The sequence below is a fragment of the Pirellulales bacterium genome, assembly GCA_036267355.1.
In the GTDB taxonomy this organism is placed as follows: Bacteria; Planctomycetota; Planctomycetia; order Pirellulales; family DATAWG01; genus DATAWG01.
In genome coordinates this window covers 1-22816 of sequence record DATAWG010000106.1, presented here as the reverse complement: position 1 = coordinate 22816, position 22816 = coordinate 1, and the positions used below count along the sequence as shown (strand labels likewise).

At 60.0% G+C, this 22816-nt stretch carries 14 protein-coding genes and 1 tRNA gene; 6 read left to right on the top strand and 9 right to left on the bottom strand.

The genetic code is table 11. The features are described from left to right. The 8 genes from VHX65_16880 to VHX65_16845 all read right to left on the bottom strand — a co-directional run bounded on the left by VHX65_16880 (nucleotide 1) and on the right by VHX65_16845 (nucleotide 8618). Nucleotides 1-1446, bottom strand: a complete 1446-nt coding sequence (locus VHX65_16880; GenBank protein HEX4000229.1) for a phage portal protein — start codon at nucleotides 1444-1446, stop codon at nucleotides 1-3. A gap of 118 nt (nucleotides 1447-1564) precedes the next feature. Next, nucleotides 1565-2740, bottom strand: coding sequence for a terminase family protein (locus tag VHX65_16875; GenBank protein HEX4000228.1), 1176 nt, complete (start codon nucleotides 2738-2740; stop codon nucleotides 1565-1567). A gap of 422 nt (nucleotides 2741-3162) precedes the next feature. Beyond that, nucleotides 3163-3561, bottom strand: a complete 399-nt coding sequence (locus VHX65_16870) for a hypothetical protein (protein HEX4000227.1) — start codon at nucleotides 3559-3561, stop codon at nucleotides 3163-3165. Nucleotides 3562-3697: 136 nt separating this feature from the next. After that, nucleotides 3698-3922 carry a hypothetical protein gene (locus tag VHX65_16865; protein ID HEX4000226.1) on the bottom strand — a complete coding sequence of 75 codons (225 nt, stop codon included), beginning with the start codon at nucleotides 3920-3922 and terminating at the stop codon, nucleotides 3698-3700. A gap of 377 nt (nucleotides 3923-4299) precedes the next feature. After that, entirely contained in the window at nucleotides 4300-5925 is a 1626-nt protein-coding gene (locus VHX65_16860) for a phage/plasmid primase, P4 family (GenBank protein HEX4000225.1), read from the bottom strand. A gap of 93 nt (nucleotides 5926-6018) precedes the next feature. Then, a complete protein-coding gene (locus VHX65_16855; protein ID HEX4000224.1) occupies nucleotides 6019-6246 on the bottom strand; it encodes a hypothetical protein in 228 nt (75 codons plus the stop codon). A 617-nt stretch (nucleotides 6247-6863) separates the two neighbouring features. Next, nucleotides 6864-7343: a hypothetical protein gene (locus VHX65_16850; protein ID HEX4000223.1), complete on the bottom strand. Its 480-nt coding sequence runs from the start codon at nucleotides 7341-7343 to the stop codon at nucleotides 6864-6866. A gap of 3 nt (nucleotides 7344-7346) precedes the next feature. Continuing rightward, complete coding sequence (locus VHX65_16845; protein HEX4000222.1) at nucleotides 7347-8618, bottom strand: tyrosine-type recombinase/integrase; 1272 nt, start codon at nucleotides 8616-8618, stop codon at nucleotides 7347-7349. A gap of 50 nt (nucleotides 8619-8668) precedes the next feature. Between VHX65_16845 and VHX65_16840 the strand changes: the two genes are divergently transcribed. The 4 genes from VHX65_16840 to VHX65_16825 all read left to right on the top strand — a co-directional run bounded on the left by VHX65_16840 (nucleotide 8669) and on the right by VHX65_16825 (nucleotide 12117). Continuing rightward, nucleotides 8669-8741, top strand: a tRNA-Lys gene (locus VHX65_16840). Nucleotides 8742-9679: 938 nt separating this feature from the next. Next, nucleotides 9680-10798, top strand: coding sequence for an ATP-binding protein (locus VHX65_16835; protein HEX4000221.1), 1119 nt, complete (start codon nucleotides 9680-9682; stop codon nucleotides 10796-10798). A 299-nt stretch (nucleotides 10799-11097) separates the two neighbouring features. After that, nucleotides 11098-11469, top strand: a complete 372-nt coding sequence (locus VHX65_16830) for a response regulator (GenBank protein HEX4000220.1) — start codon at nucleotides 11098-11100, stop codon at nucleotides 11467-11469. A 33-nt stretch (nucleotides 11470-11502) separates the two neighbouring features. After that, nucleotides 11503-12117, top strand: a complete 615-nt coding sequence (locus VHX65_16825; protein HEX4000219.1) for a response regulator — start codon at nucleotides 11503-11505, stop codon at nucleotides 12115-12117. Between the two features lie 97 nt (nucleotides 12118-12214). Here the strand turns inward: VHX65_16825 and VHX65_16820 are convergent, their stop codons facing one another. After that, on the bottom strand, nucleotides 12215-16165 hold the full coding sequence (locus VHX65_16820; GenBank protein ID HEX4000218.1) for an alpha-galactosidase: 3951 nt from the start codon (nucleotides 16163-16165) through the stop codon (nucleotides 12215-12217). A 679-nt stretch (nucleotides 16166-16844) separates the two neighbouring features. On the opposite strand from VHX65_16820, the gene VHX65_16815 reads away from it, so the two are divergent. After that, nucleotides 16845-17867 (top strand): WD40 repeat domain-containing protein, encoded by a 1023-nt coding sequence (locus VHX65_16815; GenBank protein ID HEX4000217.1) that lies wholly within the window; start codon nucleotides 16845-16847, stop codon nucleotides 17865-17867. A 295-nt stretch (nucleotides 17868-18162) separates the two neighbouring features. After that, a complete protein-coding gene (locus tag VHX65_16810; protein HEX4000216.1) occupies nucleotides 18163-22545 on the top strand; it encodes an SdrD B-like domain-containing protein in 4383 nt (1460 codons plus the stop codon). The last annotated feature ends 271 nt before the right edge of the window (nucleotides 22546-22816 follow it).

Genomic DNA, 22816 nt, shown 5'->3' with positions numbered 1-22816 from the left:
CTATTCCTCGCTGGTGTTTCGGTTTTCCGCCGCCAGTTCATTGGCCGGCTCTTCAAACAGGTCTGCCAAGTCTTTTTTCTCGGCGAGCATCCGCTGTTTTTCTTGTTCCCAATCGCCACCGTGTGACTCGCACACCGTCTGCCGTGAGCGGCATTTGTTGCGAATCATCATGTCTTCCTCTTGCACGGCCGCCGCTTTGTCCGGCGTGGCAATCTCGGGCGCCGTCACATCGACTTCGCTAACGTCGATGCCGCACATCGCCATAAGCGCCAAGTCGCGGCGCTTCCACTTATCCTGAAATTTCTTGATGTTTCGTTCGTTCCAAGAGCCGCTGGCAATCTCGGCGGCGTAGCTGCCCCGCTCGGACTTGTCCTGCGCGAAGATGCCCATCGGCAAGAAAAAGTGGGAGCTAATCTTGCGCAGGGCCATATCGAGCGCTTCGCCAAATTGGGCGTAGTTGACCCCGTCGAGCGTCTTGTACTCAGTCGATGCGCTGGAATCGACGATGGCCCCTTCCGGGTATCGTTCGGCCGACTCAGTGGGTTGGATCGGCGGCGTGCCGTTCTGCCCGATCGGCGGCCCGTATGCCGCTTGATCGGCTTGAATTTGGGCGCGCATCAATTCGGCACCGCCTTGCGGCACTTGATGCTGGCGAATGAGCGCGAATTTGCTCAGCACTCCGGCAGTGCCCATCAAGTTGCCCGTGAGCCCGTCCGCTTGGAAGCAGTCCTTCAGCACCGGCAGCGCCCAAGAGAATCCGCGTTTTTGGCCGAAATGTCGGTTGGCGCGATGTTGGATTTGTGCGGCCGGCACGTCTTCATGTTCGCCGCCCGCATCGCCAAACGGTTTATTCCACAGGCGGAAACTGTTGGGCCGTTCGGTGTCGGTATCGCCGAAGATGCAGCCGCAGAAATAGTCCTGCCGGTCGGTCGGGCTGGAATAAATCAAGTCGGGGTCGATGTACGAAACAGTGGACGATTCGCCCTGGCCGTCGATGCGAATAAAAACTTCGCCGTCGATCAACCAATTCAAAAAGCCCTCAATCGACCGTTCGTGCCAGTCATTTAACTTGATCCAAGTTTCAACCTGTTTTTGGACGGTTTTATTCTTGGAAGAATAGTTGAACCCTTCGCCCAGCGCGAGCGTCGTCAGTTCGTTGATTGCCGCCGCCGAGTAGCCGTTGGTCATAAACGCGAATCGCGCCGCGTAGCGTTGCAACCGATTGAACCAGATCGACGACATCCAATAGTAAGCCGCCCAAAACGCGCCGCCGCTCGCCCCGGCCCCGCCGACTTGCTGCCACAAATTGCCATCAGATGCGAATAGATTCGGTGCCGCGGCGCCAAGCCCGGACAGCACGCCAAGAAACTCAATTGCTTCAGCGAGCGTTTGCCGCTGGGCAACCGGTACGGCGTGGGGATTCGGCGGTGAGGCCTTGGCGATCAAAGAAATTCTTCCTTGAATCAGTGCCGGCCTCCTGCCGATGTTTTGTAGAACGCCTTTGATTCTTGCACGCCCGGCCTGAATTGTCAACACAACGGCCTACACAATCTCGCACACAAGACTACGCGGCTACCGGCGCATGCAATCCGCGCCATGCGAGTTGGTGGGCATCCAAAAGATCGTCGTACTCACCATCCGGGAAATCTCGGCCCTCTTTGACGTACTCTTGTCCACCCGCATTGTTCAGCACGCGGACCATCTTGTTATCGAGCAGATACGAAAGTTGGTGGATGCGCGACGTTTTTTCGACGTGTTCCTTGATCTCAAACCGCACTGGTTTGACGCCCCGCCGCTGGGGCCAGAGCTGATCCAGTTGCTCATGGACCATGCTTTGGCCGCCGGACACGTCCACGATCACCACGTCGGTCCCGTAACAATCCGTCATCTTTTTCGCCTCACGTAACAGGCTCGGCACCGGCAAGCGGTGCGCTCGGCAATCCAAGTAGTGGATGCCCGCCGCGTGGCCGACGTGAATCAACGCCTGCCAGTGCGAGGCCGGCTTGCCTTCCGAGAGGTCGATGCCCAATGCTGAACGGGCGTAGGATCGTGGCACCTCGGGTACGAAGATGTCGCGGAAGAATTCGGGAGGCCACAACGCAAATTCGCTTGCCGTGGGCTCGCCAACATGCTCTTGCCGCCACACATTTTCTCCCATTTCCGTTTTCTTGGCCAAGCACTTTTCGTAGCTGGTGTTCGGCGATGGATTGCTCCACGTCGGAAAACTAAAGTGCTGCCAGTCCGGATTTCCGACCGTCGCTTCCCGGTAATCGACCAGCCAGTTAAAGCCTCTGGGCGTGCTGCATAGCACGATCCAAGCGTCTTTGTCGAGGCACGCGGGCAGTAGCTCGCGAAAGAACGTCTGACCGTTAATCAGTGCCGCTTCGTCCACCACGAGCCCACTGAGACCGAAGCCGACCAAAGATTTCTGACCATCGGCCGACATAAATTGCACGATCGAACCGTTGGGCAAAATAAATCGACTAATGCCCTTCAAAAATTTCACGCCCGATAGGCCGGCGAGCGCCGACCACACGGCCATGATGCCGGCCTCGCTTTGTTTCGCCGACGGCGCGACCCACCAATAGAGGCCGGGCTTACGAAGCGATCGGATTACCAACAGCATCGCCGCCGCCGCCGTCTTGCCCGATCGGCGGCCGCTCAACACTAGCGCATGCTTCTTGCAACGGATCAGGGCCAGTTGGTGCGCCCACGGGCGGAAGCGAAGCGTCTGGTGCATTAGGTGGCGAATCCGTGCCTAGCGTGGGATCCTCAATGATGATCCTGATCGAGTTTCCGGCCTGCTCTGGATCGTTGCCAGACGCAGACGCAAACTTGCTGGCCGCTTCCGCTGCGCGATTGCTCATTGCAAACAGCGCTTCAGCCGCTCTAATGCGTTCGCGAGCCCCCGCGCCATTTTTACTGAGAATTAGATCGCTGAGCTTCGCCACGATTTCGGCTTGCACTTCTACGGGGCAATTCCAGCCGTCGCGGGCGGCAATAATTAAATCGCCGCGCTCGCGCTTGCTCAGGCCCAATGGCTTATCAGCCGTCGCCGTGCGTGGGGCTCGCGGCTTGCGTGGCTTGCGTGTGCGTGGCGTGGGCGTGACGGGCGGTTCGGGAATTATTTCATCGCCGAAAATATCGACGGCCATGCGGGCCTCATTCCGTCGCGATGCCCAGCGCCGCGCACAGGGCTGCGATCGCTGCCAGCGCAACGGTATCCGTGATGCCCGTCGTGGTGACAGTAGGCACGCCGGCGAAGTCGGCCGGTTGCGCGGCGGCACTGAGGAAGCTGGCGGCCGTCACGTTGCCGCTGCCGTCGCTCGTAATGGCGCCGTCGTCCGAATCAAGCTGCTGCATCGCGACGGCCAGCACATACGGGTCGCTTTCCAGGCCGCTGCCCGACGCCACGCCGACGTACTTGCCGCTGCCGAAAATCGGAACTGCTGCCACGGGTGCGTCTCCACTGAGCGCCGGAATGAACGGATCGCCGGGCGAGCCACTGCCGGTGCCGGCGAAAAATTTTCCGCTGCCGAAAAGTTGAATGGCGGTCGTCATAGACTGGCAAATCCTTTTGCTTTCGCTCGCGGCCCCCTTGTCCCCCGCAGTGTTGTGTGGCGCGTTGTGTGGGATTAGAGGGCGATGTCAACCATAGCGGCCTTGCGTGATTTCGTCAAACAGATTCGTTCACTCTCTACATCCGCCGCGGCGCGTACGGCCCCAACGCCACGCGGCCGGGCGTGCGGTGCGGGACCGGCGGATACCAATCGATCCGATGCTGGGCGTGGAAGCGGCCCATCGCCACCACAAGCTCGGCGACGTGCCGCTGCATCGAACGGTTCGGGTTACGGCGCATCCGCTCTTGAAGTTCCGCCGGGCGGTAAACGCAAACCGCCAGCCCGGCGTGTGAGCAGGACATTTTCCAACACTCAGCCTCAGACAGCACATTTGTTTCCCCGGCGGCGATGCGGCGTTGAATGTCGGCTGCGATGGCCGCTTCATTTTTTTCTCGCAACTCACGCATGAAACGAACTGACGGCGACTCAGAAAATTTTTGCACGGCTTCCATACCGTTCTCCTTTTTTGAAAAGTCCAACTTTTCATACCTTCGCGCCAACAATTAGGGCCATCGTGGTACATGGCCCCAAGCATTGCAGCACATATACGCATGGTGTATATGAGCGACACACGTAATTATCATTTCTGCATTTTTATTTTTTTTCTCCGATTGTTCTAGCGTTCTACTTTTTCCTCGCGCGTCGCGTGCTTTCCGTAGGGCCATGTACCAGCATGGCCCTAAAACTTTACCGGTTTCAGACAAATTCCGTCGTAAGCCATTAGCCTGCTATCTGTTTCGCGCGTTCTCACTCTCCGCAGCCCTGGCACGGCAGCAACTAGGTCGCGCGAAAACGTCGCGTCCGTCCCAGCCTCTTTTCTTCCAGCCGATTCGCAGAAATTTTTCCACGCTGAAAATAAATCCCTGACCGTCGCTCGATATTCCTTGCCGACGATGCACCGCTCGCGAACGAACACGGACACCGGGCTGGTCAAGTCGCCCAATTGCTCGACCATTTCCGCGGCCGATTCAGGCTGAGAAAAACACCCGCGCTCGCGCAATCGCTGCCACCCAGCAGCGGCCCACAAAAAAATTCCTGGCAGTTCAGCGAGCAATTTCTTTTCCAGCCCATGATCCTCTCGGCCAAGAAAGCTCTCCGATAGCCACAGCACCAGGAATCGGCTAGAAAGCGCCCCGCTCGCGTCTGACAACCGCGGCAACTCATTGGAGATAAGCATTAGCCGCGTCGGCAAGCGGCACGTCACGGGCTCCATGCACTTCCGGTCGATCGTCAGAGCGTCTTCCCCAGAGATCGACAACAGACGCTCTACCACAACCGCTTGATCGCTACGGTGGCTCAGTCGCGCGTCAGACACGATTGCCACACTCTTTCCGATTAGCGGCCACAGTCCGAAATTTGTCGCCAACCCAGCTAACGTCGGTCCGCAGACGTTCCGCCGTCCGATCAATTCGCGAAGCACTCGTGCGATGGTACTCTTGCCTGAGCGCCGCGGTCCGCCAAGTAGCAGGATTTTTTGCTGTCTAGTGTCGGCCACTAATAGATGCCCGAACCATTCTTGCAATGTGTCAATCGAGTCTCGATCGTCCGGCCAAAGCTGCCGCAGAAAGCGGTGCCATTCATTCGGCAATGGTGCGTTCGCGTCGAAGTCGAAGTCGACGGCCGCCGTCGTGAAGAATCGCGGCGTGGCGGACGTTTCGCACTGACGCTGCGCGAGCAACGACGGCAAATGGACCAGCTTACCGCGAGTCGCCACAATTTCGTCGGCCGGCCAATCGTTCACCGGGGGCCCGATCCATGCCGGCGGTTCGCGGTCGGCCGGCAGAAATGCGTTCGCGCGTAGATGATCCAGCACGTTCGACGTGACGGCTGAGCCCAATGAATTAAACTCTCGATCGAGATGGCGAATTAAGTCGCCGCGCACTTCGCTTGCTTCACACTCGCGGTAAGCGCCATCTCTCCACCTCCACCATCCGCCGTGCCAATAGAGCAATGTCGGCACACCGTCGAGTTTTGTTTTTTCGAGGAACCATCGCGCTTCGTCGCCGGGATCGATTTCTTTCGCCGGCTGTTTTTTGGGCGTTGAATCACTGTCGGCCTCTGAATCGTCGCCATCTACGATCGCAGCGCGTGGCTCGGCGGTATGCCTTGGCCGAAGATGCTCTGGCCAATACTGCTGCATCGATTCTAGGATCCGCCGCTCCAGCAGCCGGCGGTCTGTGCCGAGTGGGATTTCGGTAACCGTGCCGTCCGGGGCGCGCGAGACAATCTTGCCTTCGCCACCCCATACTGGCGACTGTTCTGCCAGCGCAAGAAAATCCCCTAGTGTCTTTGGCGTATCGCGCATTGAAAATCTCCTGCTCGGTTCGAGTGACTGCGAAACAAATGCAGTAGCTCGCGCCCCCGTGCCGCTTTAGGCTTTAGGGAGATTTTTTCGCGCTCAACGCCACGGCCGCCGGTGCGGCGGTCGCGGCGGCCGATTATCTGGCGGCGGCGGCAGATCGGCGCGGCGGATTTTCACGCTTGGCGGCGCGTTTACCGCGAACACCACGCGGTCATGGCGGATCGACAGCACGGCGACCTGGATTGTGATAGGGGTGCCGTCTTCGGATTTCGCTTCGGCCTCGAAGCCTTGATCCTTGTAGCACGGCAGAATTAACGCACACATAGATACGCCCTCCTTTGCGATTGTGGTGAAAAAAAACTAGAAAAACCGAATTACATCCTTTGGTATTTGCATGCGTGGGGCTTTGCGAACTGCGCCACCGCTTGTCGACGTCGCCGATCGTGCGGCCTGGAATGATGCAATCGCCTCTGAGGTGATTCGCCACTTCGGCCGGCTTGCGGTAGTGGCGGCGATGTTGTACGCAGCCAACTCTCCCGATCGAATCAAGCGGAGGACTTTGTTTTGATTGACGCGCATTTGCCGGGCCAACTCAGGCACGGTCCAGTCTCTTGGCTCAGGTCGCGAGGCGGCGCGGATCATCGACTCGCCTCCAGCGCTCTGGCCAGACGGTCGTGCGAGATGCTGACGTTGACGCCCAGGCGGCGTAGCTCTTCGGTAGCTTGCGCGACTAGTTCGCTGTCGCCGTCCCGGAGAGCGCGCTCCAGCACGGAAAACCAGGCTGTAGGACTATTTCGCCAATCGTTTTTAGTCGCCATTGCAACACCCTCCGGAATATCAGGAGGGTGTTGCGCGCAATCGTCGTTGGCAAAAACGAAAAACCCCGGTTTTGCCGGGGTTTTTCATCAAAAGAATTTTCCCACACTTGCGCGCCGCTGATGCTAATCGTAGTCGATCGCTTCGATTTGGCCGTCAATTTTCGTCCCCTTGCGAGGAACTCTGCCGGCGTGCGACGCCCTATGCGCCGCCCTGGCGGCCTTGAATTTCTTATACCTATTAATAGACAGTTGGGCCGGCTTGACGCCGACTCGTTCGGCGATTTCTTTATTTTCCCAATCGGGATTTTTCACGAAAAGCGCCAGAGCGTGGGCCTCGTTGTCGATGGCTGGCTTATTGCGAGCCTCGATTCGCCTGCGCAGTTCCGCCACGTCCCGGTCGAAACTCGCCGTTCTCTCGCGCAGCAATTTCAGTAGGTCGGCCTTTCTTGCCCTCGCCCGCTCAGCCGCCGGCGATTCTACAGCGACGCACATCGCTATTAGTTCCGCCAGTTCGCGTTGTGCCGTGCCGATTCGTTCGTGTTCGGCAGCGGAATGCCGCTCGGCTAGCGCAAGCGTTGCTTTCAGCGACTTATCGGTTTTCATACCTTATTCCTTTCCGCCATAGAGCCAGTTGTGGACGTGCGAGACCACGGCTTCCAGTCTCGCGTCTCCGATTCGTTCGCGATACTCGCCGGCCATGCTGCTGTCGGCGTGGCCCATGATCGAATTGACGGCCACTTGATCCCGTGAGCCGCCGGCGACAGTTTCAAACGTGTGGCGTAATGCGTAGAAGCCAACGCCGGCGCGATGCAGCCCCAGCCGGCGCAGCAGCTTGCCGAATGCCTTTGCAATCGGATCGTCAGTTTTCAACTTGGGCTTTTTTATCTTCGCGCCCGCTTCCTCGACTTCCGTTTCCATGATCTCAGAGACTCCCCATCGGGCGCCGTGTCGTGTCACGAACAACAGCTTCTCCGCTTCCGTGTGCTTTGGCTTGGGCCGTCCGTCGATCGCTGCTTGAATCGCTGTGATCGTTTCCTTCCACAATGGGCAGCGACGTTCGACTCCGGTTTTCGGTCGCGGGAAATTGACCCAGCCCGCAGTCAGGTTGACGGCCGACAGCGGCAGATTCGCGATGTCGCTGTTGCCGAATCCGCAGTTCGCGCCAAGCAAGATCATTGCCCGTAGCGGCACGCCGGCGCTGTCGGTAATTTTGCGAAGCTCGGCGGCCTCGAACATCTTCAAGCCGCCCTTGGCGCGATGCAAGCGCATTGTCTTTTTGGTGGGCTTCTTGAACTGAGGCCCGAAGTGAGTTGGCCTTTCGATCAAGCGGGATTCGAGTCCGTACTTAAACACCCCGCGAACACAACCGACCGTTGTGCCGAGTCGGTGCGGACCGTACTGCTTCGACAGCTTGCCGCGCAGGCTTTCAAAATCCGCGGGTGCCAAGTCGTCGACAAGGCGATTGCCGCCAAATGAGTCGATCAACAGTTCGCACACTGAAAACCAGTCGGCGAACATCCGAGACGACAATTCGCAGGCGTCAAGTTGACGCCTCTTGGCGGTCAGGAAGACGTTGACCAGATGCTTTAGGGTGAGCCCGTCGCGGGCTATCCGCGGCGTCCGACCGGCGAGCAAATCGTCCTTTTGATCGAGCCACCGATTGAGCGCTGCTGCCGGATCATCCCACGGGCCGAAATAGTGAATCTTGCCGCGTATTTTCTTGGCCCAGCGCTTTGTAGCGTGCGCATAGAGTGGAAAATCAGGCCGTGGCTTGGATGGCTTGCGGGTGGCTGTCTTTCTGATAACTTTAGGCATCGCGGGCGTCATGGCTTTCCCCCTTTCGGTAACTGCGGGCGTCAGATCAGGCGTCAGCAGCATATCGCAACGGAATCGGGAAAGCAACAAAATACCGCGATTTACAGTGTTTCGAGGCTGTAGCTCAGTTGGTAGAGCAACGGACTTTTAATCCGTAGGTCTTGGGTTCGAGCCCCAACAGCCTCATTGGACAGCCGATTTCACGAAATGAATTCCTGCCGCATTTCGGTATCAAGCAGCTCGGTGCGTCGATCGCGACCGTCGGTTGGAAGCCGCCATCGACGAGCAGCCGACGGAGTTCGCATTGGGCCGAATCCAACTCCTGGTTGAAGCTTTGCAGATTCACGAACGGCGTACGCAGATCATGAGAGACGCCGTAGACGAATGCTTCGTTCTCCTGCTTCGCGGCTGCCGATCCGCTGTTGGCGGCAGCCAACTTCAAGGTGCAGTCTGTCACGCGCGCTGCGAGCTCAACGCTTAGCCGAGCCCTCTCCTCCGCGAGTTCGCCGCCGCGCGGCCCGGCATCGCCTCCATCTCGCGATTGCGATTCTCTGAGCGAAGCGCGCGTGATGTGCGCATGCCCTTCGTCGTCTTCGACCAGCAAGACATTCATCGACCCGTGCATTGCCGGAAAACTTCAAGTGGATGAGCGGGTGTGCCGCTCGGCGACAGTAAACCTTGGGATTGATCTTCAGATAAACGGACAGAGCCGCGAGAATCAGCCCTAAACTCGACCGGCCTTATGAGAATCGCAGCGGCGACGCTTGATTCCAAGCGGCGAATCAGCACATCGTCGCGCCGCCCGGTGAACACGATCAGCGCGATTCGGCCATTTTGGGATTGGCCTTGAGAGACTTCAACACGTAGTCCCCCGTACCTTGCGGAATTGCCGGGTCGGTGAATCACGTCCGGCTATCGTTGACTGCCAGTCAATACCCGTGGATATCCGAATAGGCGCGAGTAACTTCCACATTGAAATCTCGCAGCCAGATTTCGAGAATGTGTGAAACCTGACGTGTTTTTTTGAATTATTTACGACTGTTTGATGGGATGGTTCGGCCTTGCACTTGGCAGACTTGCCCGCCGGGTGAGAAACTTCCGCTGGTCATTACGAGGGGCGTGGAATGGAAGGGGAATTGAGGGTTCTTCCGTTTGTCGCGGAAGTCCAAGAAAACAGTCTTCTCGCGCTGGAAATTCTGGAATCTCTACCACACGTTATCTGCGCGACGTCCGCCGATATGTCGAGGACGCTCTATTTGAGTCCCTCGGTGGAATCTGTCTACGGCCGCCCCAAAAGCGATTTCACCGGCAATGCCGAACTTTGGCGCGACGTCGTCGAGCCGGCCGATCAGTCGCGTTTGGTCGAGGCGATTCGCGATCTTTTTCAAGTGGGCCGATACGATTTGGGATACCGGATCCGCCGCCCGAATGGGGACGTGCGCTGGTTGTTCGACCACACGCAGGTGCATTTCGACGGTGCCCACAAGCCAACGCGAGTGATCTCGATCCGGCGCGACATCACCGAACAGCGGCGCGCCGACGAAGCGGCTCTCAGCAGCGGTCGACTTGCCGCGATCAGTACGCTCGCCGCAGGAATGGCCCACGAGATCAACAACCCCGTAGGCGCCGCGTTGCTGAGCGCAGAAACCGCGATGGCGATTCAGGACCGACCGGAGCACCATGATTTGCTTACGACGAGCCTGCGCAATACGGTCGAATCGTTGAATCGTTGCCGCGAAATTATGCGAAATATTCTGTGGTTCGCGCGCAACGAGCGGAGCGAGAAGGCATTTGGCGATCTGAACCGATGCGTCCGCCAGGCCCGCGATCTGGCGCGACCCTACGCCGACGAGCATCGAATTTCCATCGAAGCCGACTTGGAGGAAAATCTACCGCAATTGCTTCTTCATCCAATCGGAATTCAACAAGTGATCGTCAACTTGGTGAACAACGCGATTGAGGCCAGCCCACCGGAAAGCCAGGTTTGCATCGCGACTCACCACATAAATGACTCGATCCGACTCGCCGTGCGAGACCATGGCCGAGGCATGAGCGATGAAGAACGGCTCCGCGTATTCGAACCCTTCTTCACAACCCGCAAAGGTGCAGGGGGCACTGGGCTCGGCATGAGCATTGCCTTCGGCATCGTTCAGGACCATGGTGGATCGGTCCACATCCACAGCAACCCTGGCCGTGGAACCACCATTACTCTCGACTTTCCGCTAGCCGCATCTAAACGCTGAGCCTCAACGCGGTCCGGCGCTGCTCGCCAGTGTTTGCTATCGCTGCGGCGCCTGCCATCGCCGCGGCGACCTGCCACTGCGGAAATCGCACAAATTGCCGTACCTTCGGTAAGAATCCGTCGGGGCATGAGCGGATTTTCCGCAAGTTTTGCGGTAGACCACGTGGTGGATTCCTCCAGGACTGCCGAACGTTGAATAAGTAGTAGGGGGGCAGCGCCAAGCCTTTCCGTCGAATGGTCCAAATCAGCGCTGGCTCGATGCGAACGAGCTCGCGGACACCAGACGGCGAAGGTCGAAATATGGCCAAAATCCTGTTGATCGACGACGAACCGGCATATTGCCAGCACATCGCCTTTCTCTTGGCCTGCAAAGGGCACGAAACACGCTGCGCGGCAAACAGCAGCGAAGCAATGCTCTTGGCATTCGAATTCGTTCCCGATCTGGTGATCGCCGACTGGGCACTTGGCGACCGCTTCTCCGGAGGCGAAATTGCAAGCGCGCTGCGGCGATTCAATCCACAATTGCGCTCGTTGCTCATTACCGGCAACCCCGAAATTACCTGCCATTCATCGGGACAATCCGAAGCGATCGACGAGGTTATTGCCAAACCCTTCAATCGGGCATGCATTCTGGCAGCCGTCGAACGAATGCTTTGCCCACCTCCGCATTAAGAAACGGCAGCTCGAGTCGCCAAGGAGATCGAAGTGGAACGCCGACCGGCCGTCTACGTTGTCGACGATGAATCGCTCGTGCGAGAATCGCTGACATTGCTGCTGCGCACCGAGGGATTCGAGGTCTCCGCACATCCATCCGCGGAAGACTTTCTCGGGCAATATAGGCCGCGAGCGGCCCCCGCCTGCCTCGTACTCGACGTTCGATTGTGCGGGATGAGCGGGCTCGGGTTGCAGCAGGAGCTTGCCACGCGGCACGTCACAATCCCCGTGATTATCGTCACGGGGTTTGGAAAGATCTCGATGGCCGTGCAGGCGATGCGTGCGGGAGCGGCCGATTTTTTGGAAAAGCCTTTCGATCGCGAAACATTGCTGTCGACAATCGAACGGTCGCTCGATCGCGATGCTCAAAATTGCCGAAATCAAGCGAGCGCCAACAGCTGGGCCGAACGGATCGATCTCCTGTCGCCGCGCGAAAAAGAAGTGATGGAGTTGCTCATCGTCGCCAAAAGCACGAAGCAGATCGCGACGATCTTGGCCATCGATCCGAAGACGGTTTCGAAGTATCGCGCCCGGCTGCTGGAAAAACTTCAAGTGGAGAACATCGTCGAAGTGGCGCGAAACTGGTCGCCTGCCGGATTGAATTGAATGCGGACTGCCCGCCGAAGTATGCTGCGCTGAACAGCGTTTCGTTAAATTCGCTGCGCAGCCAAGGCACGGCGCCAGGGCGGCGACGCCGCGCCGATCAGTCGGCCTTCACGGGCGGTGCGTAAGTCCGCACGCCATCGATCGGCGGCAGCAATGCGGGATCGTCGGCGATGATCTCCAAGGTGTGCTTGGTGTTCGGGATGCCTTGAACGATCGTTGTCGCCGTTTGCCTCGCCGGGTCGCTCGTTCTCGGCGCTCGGTATGCATCAATGAACATCGGCAACACCTGCCAGCGGATCGTGTAGCCTTCAGGCAGCGGCGGATTGAAACCGCGGAACCACGCGACGGGTTCGATCTTCACGCGCCCCGACTTGCTCGTGAACGGCCGATCGCTTTGGCCATTGCCGTCGGTGCCCGTGACCGAACCGCGGACGGCGAAATCCCATGTTTTGCCGTCCGGCGAAACGTGGCCCACTTGCAGGGTCCAATCCTCGATAACTAGCGTGGCGCCGTGATCCACGCGGCTCAAGAACAGCGGCGACCATGGCCCTGGCTGCGGGCGCGTGATTCGATAGGCCCCTGGGAATTCGCTCGGCTTCTTGCCATCGATCAAAATGCGCGCGCTGCTGCCGGGAGCGGCGCCGGCGCCGTTCGGAGCGTTTGCCGCGGCAATCAGATCGACGCGGTTGCCTTCGAAATCGATCGATACCTTGCCGTCCTTCCACGTCCCGCGGTGGACCCCGTACAAGTGGGTGAGATTTTTCCAAGCGTCGCCGGGAAGATCGGGGCGGTAGACGAGGTAGCGATTCGTCAGTTGCGCCATCAGGTAGTTGCCTTGGGCATTGAGATGCGCGCCATCTTTGAGCAACAGTTGCGTCGGCTCATAGTGATGGGCGCGGAGATACTCAAGCCAGCCGCCGCGGATATCGCACAAGCCGCAGCCGTATTTCTTGGCGATGTCCGGCAGGAACTGGTGATTCATCAAATAGTCCCACCACAGGCCCTTGTCGGCGTTCTTGTCCGGTTTATCTTGCGGCAACTTGTCGCCAACACGATCGGTTTGCATGAGCACCTCAGCCGTCGTTCGGCTGCGGATGTTGCGAATAATTTCGTCATACTGCTGATTGGCGCCGAAGACGTGGAAGACGACCAAGTCCGGATAGAAGGGATAGACATCGTGCTCGGCCGGACGGATCAACAGTTGCGACGCAAAGCCTCCAATCGCGCGATTCTCGATCTCCAAATCGGCGAGCGGAAATCGACGTCGCAGATCGGCGGCTACTTGCTTGCTCCACTCCTGCTCGGTGATCGATTGGCCGTAGAAAAGAATCCGTACATGGTTTCTGTGTTGCGGCGTGCTCGCGGCCAGCAGCGTCATCGTCCGTTGCACGCCTTGTCCAAACTGCGAAGGATTCTGCGACGGCGAGGGGGCTGGAAAGGTTCGCGAGTCGGCCCTTTCTGGCGGCGGAGTCGGCAAGGGAGTCCGAGACGGCGGTTGCGGCTCCGAAGCGGTCGACGCCGCTCGAGCCGGATCGGGCTCATAGCGCACCAGAAGGCTGCTCTTCGGAGCGTCTAATCGCAGTTCCGTCGAAGCCAATTCGGCGCCGGATAACGTTTTTTGGGTCCGCGTGTATTGATCGTCGATATAGTTGACTCGGTAATGTTGATCGGGTCGCACGCCATGCAGATGAACCTGCAGCGCGGCATAGGGGCTATTCGGACGACGAAAAGCCAGCACGATGCCGCTCTCCAGGTCGCGGCGGTGCAACTGCCACGCGATCCAGTCGCTGTCCGAAATCGTCCACGGCGTGAGCGGATAATAGTCGCCGGAGCAGTATTTTCGATTCTCGCTCACTTCCGCGATCGCGGCCTTCGCTCGATCGAGCGGAAAATCCTTCTTCAACACATCCCATTCGGCGACGTAGCCGGCTGAAGCCGAGCTGCGCACGGCATAGGCGCTGTAGTCCCATCCGATCGTGGAATGGAGCGGCAAAAAGAGATTGAGCCCCAGCGACTGCCCTTGATCGATTTGCGTGTGACCAGGCGAACTCCCGGTGTCGCTATCGGTTTGCACGACCGCCCGCATGCAGGTTTCCAGATCGATGCGCCGGCCACCCGAGGCGCAGTTGTCGATTTGCAGGCCTGGGTGTCGCGCGCGCAGTTCGTCCCACATCGCGTACAGGCCTTCCACATATTTGATTTCCGCAATGCCTTCGCGGTCGGGCGTATCGGCGGCTCGCCAGAACGAAAGCGGTTCGATATTGAAGTCGTTGCGATACGTGGTGACGCCGAACTCGGTGATTTGCCGGTCCAGCAATTCCGTGATGAATCGCCGCGCTCGCTCGTCGCCGAGGTTGAGCAGCCCGCCGTCGCCACGCTTGCGGCTGCCGAGAACGAACTCAGGATGTTCGCGGGCGATTCGTGAATTTTCAGCGACGCGTTCCGGTTCATACCAAAGGCAGAAACCCAGGCCCTGCTGTCTGCAGAAGTCGCCCGTCGGTTTTAGGCCGTGAGGAAAACCGTCGGGCTTCGGCGCCCAATTGCCGACGCCATTCGGGAAATCGCCGACGAACCAACCGGCGTCGAGCCAGTGGGTGTCGCAGCCAAGGGCGTGTTCGACGCGGATGATGTCGAACTGCCCGCCTTCGGTGGGATACTGCCGGCTGCCTCCCATGGCCCAGAAGTCGAAGATATTGACGGCAACCGCCAGCCGCGGTAGTTGCCCTGGGGCCGGACCAGCCTTGCGCAGGTAATGCCGCAGCAAAACCTGCCGGAAAGCATTATGGGCATCGATTCGATCGCCCGACCAACGCAGAAGCATGATGCGTGGCGTTCGAACCGACTCGCCCGGGTGCAGTCTGAAATGGGTCCGCTGCATTCCGGCGCGAAGCTGTGTCGGCCCGGTCGGATCGCGATCGACGAGCGCGCTCCATTGTCCCGTCCAGCCAATGGCAACGAACACGCCTCGATTCCCAAACTGAACGTTGAAAAACGGAAAGGCGCCGGTCGATGGCCTGCCCCCATTCGGTGCGAATTCGACGTGCTGCGGCGCATGCAGCTCACGCAGCTCAGGTTCGAACGACCGCTCGCTCGTGTCGTCGCCTCGGATCCGATCGAGCACCACCGGCTCGGTGCGTGGCTCCGATGCGAGCTTCAGGTCCAACGGTTCGATGTCTTCCAAGACGGGTGTCTCTTTAGTACCGCGGTTCTCAAAGCTCAGTACCCAATCGACGCCAGGTGAATCGTCAAATGCCGTGGCGACCGCCGTGACAGCCAATCCGCTGCTCGGGTCGAACCATTCGGCCGTCGATTGTTGGCCGTCGCCGACATGCTTCGCTTCGACTTTGTGTTGCCACGAGCCGAGCAATTGGGCCGATGGCTTTCCATCGTAGGTGAATGAAAACGGCGCGGCTGGGCTGCCGAGGAAATCGCCCGGCTGCGCGGCGACCAACCGATCAAGATGGAACGCCGTCCCGTCCGCCAACATGATTCGAGCGTCGGCCCAGTCGGCATGTCCGTGTGCGGGGCCTTCGGAACTGATCTCGGCCGTGAGCAGCAACTCCTTCGAACCGGCCGGCAACGTCACTTCAACGGCTCGTGCCGCCTCGCCACCGTGGCACACCGCAGAGTGAAAAAGCTCCTTGCCATCGACGCCGACTTTGAAAACGACCGATCCGAGCCGGCCTTGCGTATCGGAGTTGTTGTCGATGCCCACGCGGGCGGCGAACGACTTTGCTCCGGCCGGCAGACCGATAGCCAGTTCACTGCCGGCGTGTGTGCCGAGTCCGCTGGCGAAAACTTCCCGGCCGATCTTCAAAGGAGTACCGAGAATCGACTCATTGGCATGGAGTCTGGCGTAGTCGTGCCGCCGGACCGTCAGCGTCGGGGTGGCTACGCTTAAGGGTGTCGCCAGCCGCGCTCCGAACGCCGCCGCCACCCAGTCGTTCATATGGGAATCGTCGGCAGCCTCGGCGGTTCGCTTGAAACTTGCACAGGCCGCCAACACAACAATCAAGCCGACAATTCGCCGGACGCAAACGTTCTCCATCGGCATTCACCTCAAAGGTATTCTTTCAACGAGCGACTCGACCGCCCGCACTGCACGAATCGTGTGCGGCCGATCGCCGCGTTGCCGTGACGTCGTATCATAATTGCGGCGACGCCGGGGATCGCCCCCCAACATCTTTTGCGACGACCACTTTCGCCGTGCCGCCGAGGGCGATTGTGCTTGCCTGTTCGATTGGCCGGGAGGCACGGACCTTTGCCACAGCGGGCGCCAATTGCGGATCGCTCGGCCAATCGCCTTCACGATTGCGGCGGCGAGCGGGACGACCGCAAACAGCACCACGACCAACAAAGCGCCGACGAGCAATGCGCCCAACCGCCCGCCCGAGCACCGGTTCCGCCGAGCGACTGGTGCGATGGTAATGGGTGGCGAGCCGTTTCCAACCACCAATCATGGCAATCATGAAGCAAACCCGCCACCAAAATTCCACCGAACCAGCGCTAGCAGCTTCCCCATTCTGCCCAGGCGGGTGAAGTTTTCTTACTTCTGAGCAACGATTGCGGAGTCGGACGCATTTCGTCCGATACAAACGGAAGAACCGGCGTGGCAGATTCCTGTGCATACGATCGGATCATTCCACGCATGGTCGTTCGCGCGGTGTTTTGTTCCCGGTTCTGGTGGTGGTCGAAAAAACTGTTGACCCAACGGCATGGGATATTCCATGAAGCTTTGCAATTTTGCATCCAGCCGATTTTCGACCGCGCTCGTCGCCGGCGCGGCGCTGCTATTGGCCGCGTCGTCGCCCCGTCGGTGCGCGGCCGAGGGCGCGGCAGCCGCGGCGGTCGACACGCCGACGCGCGTTATCCATCCGAAGGCAGATGCTCCCGACGGACGCCCGCCGGTGATTACGGCGCTGGCCATCAGCCCCGACGGTCGGCTGTTGGCCGCCGGCGGCGACGATCATGTCGTGCGGATCTGGAACCTCACGGAAGCGAGAGAAGTTTTCTTACTTCATGGCCATACCGACTGGATTCGTTCGCTGAAATTCAGTCCCGACGGCCATACGCTGGCCTCCGCGGGCGACGACGGCCAAATCCGCCTCTGGAACACGACGAATGGCCTGTTGCTTGCCACCGGACCGCAGCAAAATCTCGGAATCGCATCGCTTGCATTTAGCAATGATGGCAAATCGTTAATGGCCGTCGGCTTCGAAAGCAAATTGCGGCGCTACGATGCCGCGAGCTTGCGGCTGACCACCAGCCTGGATTGTCCGGCGACGGATGTGCGGTCAATGGCAGTGGCCGCCGATGGCAGCATGTTTGCGGCCGCGGGGCGGAACGGCCATTTGCGGCTGTGGAATACGGCCGACGATCAAGTGCTGGGCACGTTTCTGGTTTCCAACCGCCGAGTCCGTGCGATTGCGTTTGCTCCCTCCGGGAGCCAGGTGGCAACCGGCGGCGACGATCTTGCAGTTCGCGTGTGGAGCATGCCGCGGGGCCAGATGACGCTCGAATTCAATAAGCTCGGTTCGAAGATCGCTAGCCTGACATTCTGCGGACCGCAGCAATTGGCCGCGGGCGGATCGGACAACATCATTCACATTTGGGATCTCGCGGCGAAGCAAGAGACGCACCGGCTGGTCGGCCACACCGGAACCGTGGCCGCGCTCGCGGTCGATCCGACGCAGCATGTGCTGGTGTCGGGAAGTTTTGACGCGACGATTGCGATTTGGACGCTGCCGTAGAAGCTGCCGTGAAAATTAGTTCGGCGCTGAGGCCATCCCTCGCTAACGCTTCGGGCTAGTGTTCGCGAGAGACGTATTGCTAGCCCGAAGCGTTAGCGAGGACGGCCGGCGTTTTGTGTGCCTGTGGCAAGCGCAGTCTACCAGTGGGACGCGCCGCTGGACCTGAGCACTGGCAGACTGCGCTTGCCAGTGGCACACGAGACGTGCCAGTGGGACACGAGCGGCGCCAGTGGCATGCGTGCGGCCCCAGAACCGCGGGAAAAATTGAAATGTTCGCGTCAAGGAGGACGAGCCTGTGAGTCTCTTAAGCAGCGTGGTGAAGTGGGGCGAATTCTTGAAAAGCCCGCGGCGGCGTGCCGCGCACAAGCCGCAAGATCGCAAGCATCTTTGCCGCTTCGAGGCGATGGAGCCGCGGCAATTGATGACGGCCTCGCCGATTGCCCCGCAAATTCATTTGGGCTCGGTCTTCTTCGATCCGGCGCCCGGGAAAGACACCGTCCCCAACACCATCCAAATAACGTTTCAAGGCGGCCAGCCCAACACGCAGATGACGCAAGTGATCGTTGACGGCAGCGCCAATCAAAATGGCCTTGCCGCCGGCGACATCGTTTGGAACACAACCAACGCACCCGTGCAAATCGTCGCCGATGCGGGCTTCCAAGTGCTCAGCACGACCGTCGTCAACGGCGGCTCGCAAATCATCTTCGATCTAAGCGGATTCGTGTCGGGTGATAGCCTCACATTCACCGCCGATGCCGACCAGGTGCTTTCGGTCAATGGCCAGGGCATCGCCACCACCGCCCCGCTCACCGACGGCAACCAATTCCAGAATGCCCATTTGGTTGGCACATTCACCGCCCCGCATTATGAAAACGTCACGGTGAATACGGCATTCGTCGCCGGCTACAATACGCTCTTCGCCGACAATAACACCACCTCCGGCACGAACCTCAACCTGCCGCCACAAGACTACGAACCGCCAAGCACCACCGACCAATCCGATCAAACCGCCGGCGCCAACGTGCTCGTCACCCAAACGCCGTTGCCGATTTCGATCGGCGGCACGGTCTACGACGACGCGAATTTCGACAACCTGCAAGACAACGGCGAGCAAGGAGTGCCGAACGTCACGCTTTCGTTGATGGAATACAACGGCACCCAGTTCGTTTCCACCGGCATCACCACCACCACCGATGCCAACGGCAGCTATCTGTTCCAGTTCCTGCAGCCCGGCACGTATGAAGTCGACGAAACGGTGCCGAGCGCCTATTTCGCCGAAAGCGCTCAGCCGGGCACCGTCGGCGGCACGACCGACGCCACCGTGCTCAGCGCGACCGCGATCAGCCAGATTGCCGTTCTCGGCGGCGACAACAGCGTGGCGAACAATTTCGCTCTCGTGCAGCCGGCGAGCATCAGCGGCAATGTGTCCGACTGCCTTGCCGACAAGGCCCTCTCCGGCGTCACGGTCGAATTGCTGAACTCCAGCGGCACCGTCGTCGAAACAACCACGACCAACGGCTCCGGCAATTATCAATTCACCGGTCTGGAACCGAACGCCACCTATGGCGTCGAGCAGATTCTCCCCAACGGCTATCTGAACCACGACGCATGGGCCGGCAGCGTCGGCGGCACCGTCGCAGCCAATGACGATTCGATCACGCAGGTCACGCTCGGCGACGGCACCAACGCGACAGCCTACAACTTCTGCGACGTGCTCCCCGCCAGCATCAGCGGCACCGTGGCCGACTGCCTCGCCAATCAACCGCTGGCGAACGTGACGGTCGAGTTGCTGAATTCGAGCGGCACCGTGATTCAAACCACCGAGACCAATGGCGCGGGCGCCTATCAATTCACGGGGCTCATGCCGGGTGTCGACTACGGCGTCGAACAGATTCTTCCGACCGGCTACATGAATCACGAAACCACGGCCGGCACGGCGGGTGGAACCGTTTCGCCCGATCTCGATTCGATCACCGAAGTGCCACTTGGCGACGGCGTAAACGCGACGGCCTACAACTTCTGCGATGTGCTCCCCGCGAGCATCAACGGCACCGTGTCCGATTGCCTCGCGGATCAGCCGTTGTCGGGCGTGACGGTCGAACTGCTGAACTCTAGCGGCACGGTGATCAAAACCACCACGACCGATAGCTCCGGCAATTACCAGTTCACGGGGTTGTTGCCCGGCGTCACTTATGGCGTCGAACAGATTCTGCCGACGGGCTATATCAACCACGACGCATGGGCCGGCTCGGCCGGCGGAACGGTCGCAGCCGACGACGATTCGATCACGCAAGTGTCGCTCACCGACGGTGCCGCCGCCACGGGTTATAGCTTCTGCGACGTGCTGCCAGCCAGCATCAGCGGGAACGTCGGCGATTGCGATCTCGGCGTTCCGCTGCCGGGCGTCACGGTCGAATTGTTGAACTCGAGCGGCACGGTGATCCGAACCACGACGACCGACGATTCCGGCAATTACCAGTTTACCGGCCTCATGCCGGGCCAGGTGTACGGCGTCGAACAAATCCTGCCCGCGGGCTATTTGAACAACGATGCCTGGGCCGGCAGCGCCGGCGGCTCGGTCTCGGCCGATCTCGATTCAATCACGCAGGTCTCTCTCGGCGACGGCGTCGCGGCAACGGCCTACAACTTCTGCGACGTGCAGCCGGTCGGGATCAGCGGCTACGTGGAAATCGACACCACCGGCAACCCAACGACGGCCACGAATCTGAAACCGCTGGCAGGCGTCAGCGTTAGCCTGCTGGATTCCAATGGCAACATCCTCAGCACCACCACGACCGATCAAAATGGGTTCTATAGCTTCGCCGACAATTTGCCGCCGGGCACCTACGGCGTCGAAGACGTGACGCCGAGCCCGTATTTCTCCGAAGAGGCCGACTACGGCTCGGCAGGCGGCATCGTCGAGAATGTGAACTTGATCGACACGATCACGCTTACCAGCGGCACGGTCGGCACGAACTACAACTTCTACGTCGATCCGCCGGCGACGATTTCCGGCCTTGTCTTCCAAGACGGTCCGCCCCTCGAACTGCCGGCCGGGACCACGCTCACCGCGGCCCAAGTGGCTCAATACCGGACCGGCGTTTATCAATCGGGCGACAAGCTGCTGGCCGGAGTGACGCTCTATCTCTACGGCGCCGACGGCGCTCCGATTTTCGATTTCTCGACCGGCCAGCAGGAAAACACCACGACCGATGCGAATGGCTTCTACGAATTTACCGATCTGCCGGGCAATCAAGCGTATAGCGTGGCCACGGAGCCGGTCTCCGACCAGCCGGAAACCTCGGCCAACAACGCGCAAGGATACACCACGATTCTCGGCCTCACCTCCGTCGGCTCCGCCGGTGGAGCGGCCGACAATCCGGGCAATACGATCGACGCCAACGCGATTTCCGCGCTCGGTCTGAGCCCCGACTCGACGGCGGTGGTCGAAATTCCGCTTGCGATCGGCAGCTCATCGACCAACAACAACTTCAGCGTGGTGGTCACGCAGCAGCAACCAATCACTCCGCCGCCGCCAGTTACACCGCCACCGCCGGTCACGCCTCCCCCGCCATTCACACCGCCGATGCCGCAAGAGGTATTCAATTCTCCGGTGTCGCCGGTCAGCTTCGATCAACCGCCGGTTGCGCCGCCTGCGGAGCGATTCGACTTGCCGGGCGGCGGCGGCGAAGTTCCGTATACCTGGCATCTGAGCGTGATGGACGATGGCCAGCCCCGCGAGGCAATTCCGCCCGACGAAGGCGTGAACGCCGATGCCGGTCCGTTGGTGTTCGATCAAGGCAGTTGGGATGCCATGAATTTGAGCAGCTCGCGCTGGATCATCAACGACGGCACGATCAAGTCCGACGTCGATGTATTCGGCACTCCCGGCGCCATTCCGGTCTATGGCGATTTCCTCGGCAACGGCACTACGCAAATGGGCGTCTTCATCGACGGCGAATGGTTCATCGACGCCAACGCCGACGGCAAGTGGGGCGAGGGTGATCTCTATGCCCGGCTCGGCGATGCAGGCGATACGCCGGTCGTCGGCGATTGGGACGGCGACGGCAAAGACGACATCGGCGTGTTCGGGCCGCAATGGATCGCCGACACACGGCCACTCGATCGCGAACCGGGCTTGCCGAACCCACAGAACGCAAACCGCAATGTGATGAAGAACATGCCGCCGCTGGCCAAGGATGCCGCCTCGCAAGGCCGCACCGTGAAACGCGGCGACACCGGCAAGCTGCGGGCCGACGTAATCGACCACGTCTTCCAGTTCGGCCAGGCGGGCGATGTGCCGGTCGTCGGCGACTGGACCGGCAGCGGAGTGCGCACCATCGGCGTCTTCCGCGATGGTGTGTGGTATCTCGATATCCACGGTACGGGCAAATGGGCAGCCGACGACATCCAGACCCAATTCGGCCAGCCGGGCGACATCCCGGTGGTGGGCGATTGGGACGGCAGCGGCCGCGATTCGATCGGCGTCTATCGCGACGGCGTCTGGATTCTCGACTCGAATCACGATTTCCGTTACGACGCGGGCGACAAGATCGTCCGCTTCGGCCAACACGGCGACCGCCCGGTAACCGGCAAATTCACCGCCACCGACAAAACCGAAATCGGCGTCTACCGCAACGGCCTCCTGGAACGCGCGACCAGCACCGCGCAGAAATAGGAGGTTTTTCCGCGGGCGGCCGCGGGGGCGAAGCGTTGATTGGAGGGCGAGCCGTATGGCCGTGTGACGCTGCCAGTCGGGATTGCCGAATGGATTGCCGCGCTGGATCGCATGCCGGACCGCCGCGACTTCCGCCTCCGTTTGTGCGGTGTCGACGTGCTCCAGCCAAATTTCGCGGTTTGGAAACGGGCCACGGGGCCAAGATGGCCTCGCGACTACCGGCGCATCGGCCAAAACACTCAAGAATTAAGTATGGTGTCCCCGGATTCCC

Bases quoted from the DNA above. Each gene is read 5' to 3' on its own strand.
- VHX65_16820 (HEX4000218.1), bottom strand. From the start codon at position 16,165: ATGGAGAACGTTTGCGTCCGGCGAATTGTCGGCTTGATTGTTGTGTTG.
- VHX65_16860 (HEX4000225.1), bottom strand. From the start codon at position 5,925: ATGCGCGATACGCCAAAGACACTAGGGGATTTTCTTGCGCTGGCAGAA.
- VHX65_16850 (HEX4000223.1), bottom strand. From the start codon at position 7,343: ATGAAAACCGATAAGTCGCTGAAAGCAACGCTTGCGCTAGCCGAGCGG.
- VHX65_16845 (HEX4000222.1), bottom strand. From the start codon at position 8,618: ATGCTGCTGACGCCTGATCTGACGCCCGCAGTTACCGAAAGGGGGAAA.
- VHX65_16830 (HEX4000220.1), top strand. From the start codon at position 11,098: ATGGCCAAAATCCTGTTGATCGACGACGAACCGGCATATTGCCAGCAC.
- VHX65_16875 (HEX4000228.1), bottom strand. From the start codon at position 2,740: ATGCACCAGACGCTTCGCTTCCGCCCGTGGGCGCACCAACTGGCCCTG.
- VHX65_16865 (HEX4000226.1), bottom strand. From the start codon at position 3,922: ATGTCCTGCTCACACGCCGGGCTGGCGGTTTGCGTTTACCGCCCGGCG.
- VHX65_16855 (HEX4000224.1), bottom strand. From the start codon at position 6,246: ATGTGTGCGTTAATTCTGCCGTGCTACAAGGATCAAGGCTTCGAGGCC.
- VHX65_16870 (HEX4000227.1), bottom strand. From the start codon at position 3,561: ATGACGACCGCCATTCAACTTTTCGGCAGCGGAAAATTTTTCGCCGGC.
- VHX65_16815 (HEX4000217.1), top strand. From the start codon at position 16,845: ATGAAGCTTTGCAATTTTGCATCCAGCCGATTTTCGACCGCGCTCGTC.
- VHX65_16835 (HEX4000221.1), top strand. From the start codon at position 9,680: ATGGAAGGGGAATTGAGGGTTCTTCCGTTTGTCGCGGAAGTCCAAGAA.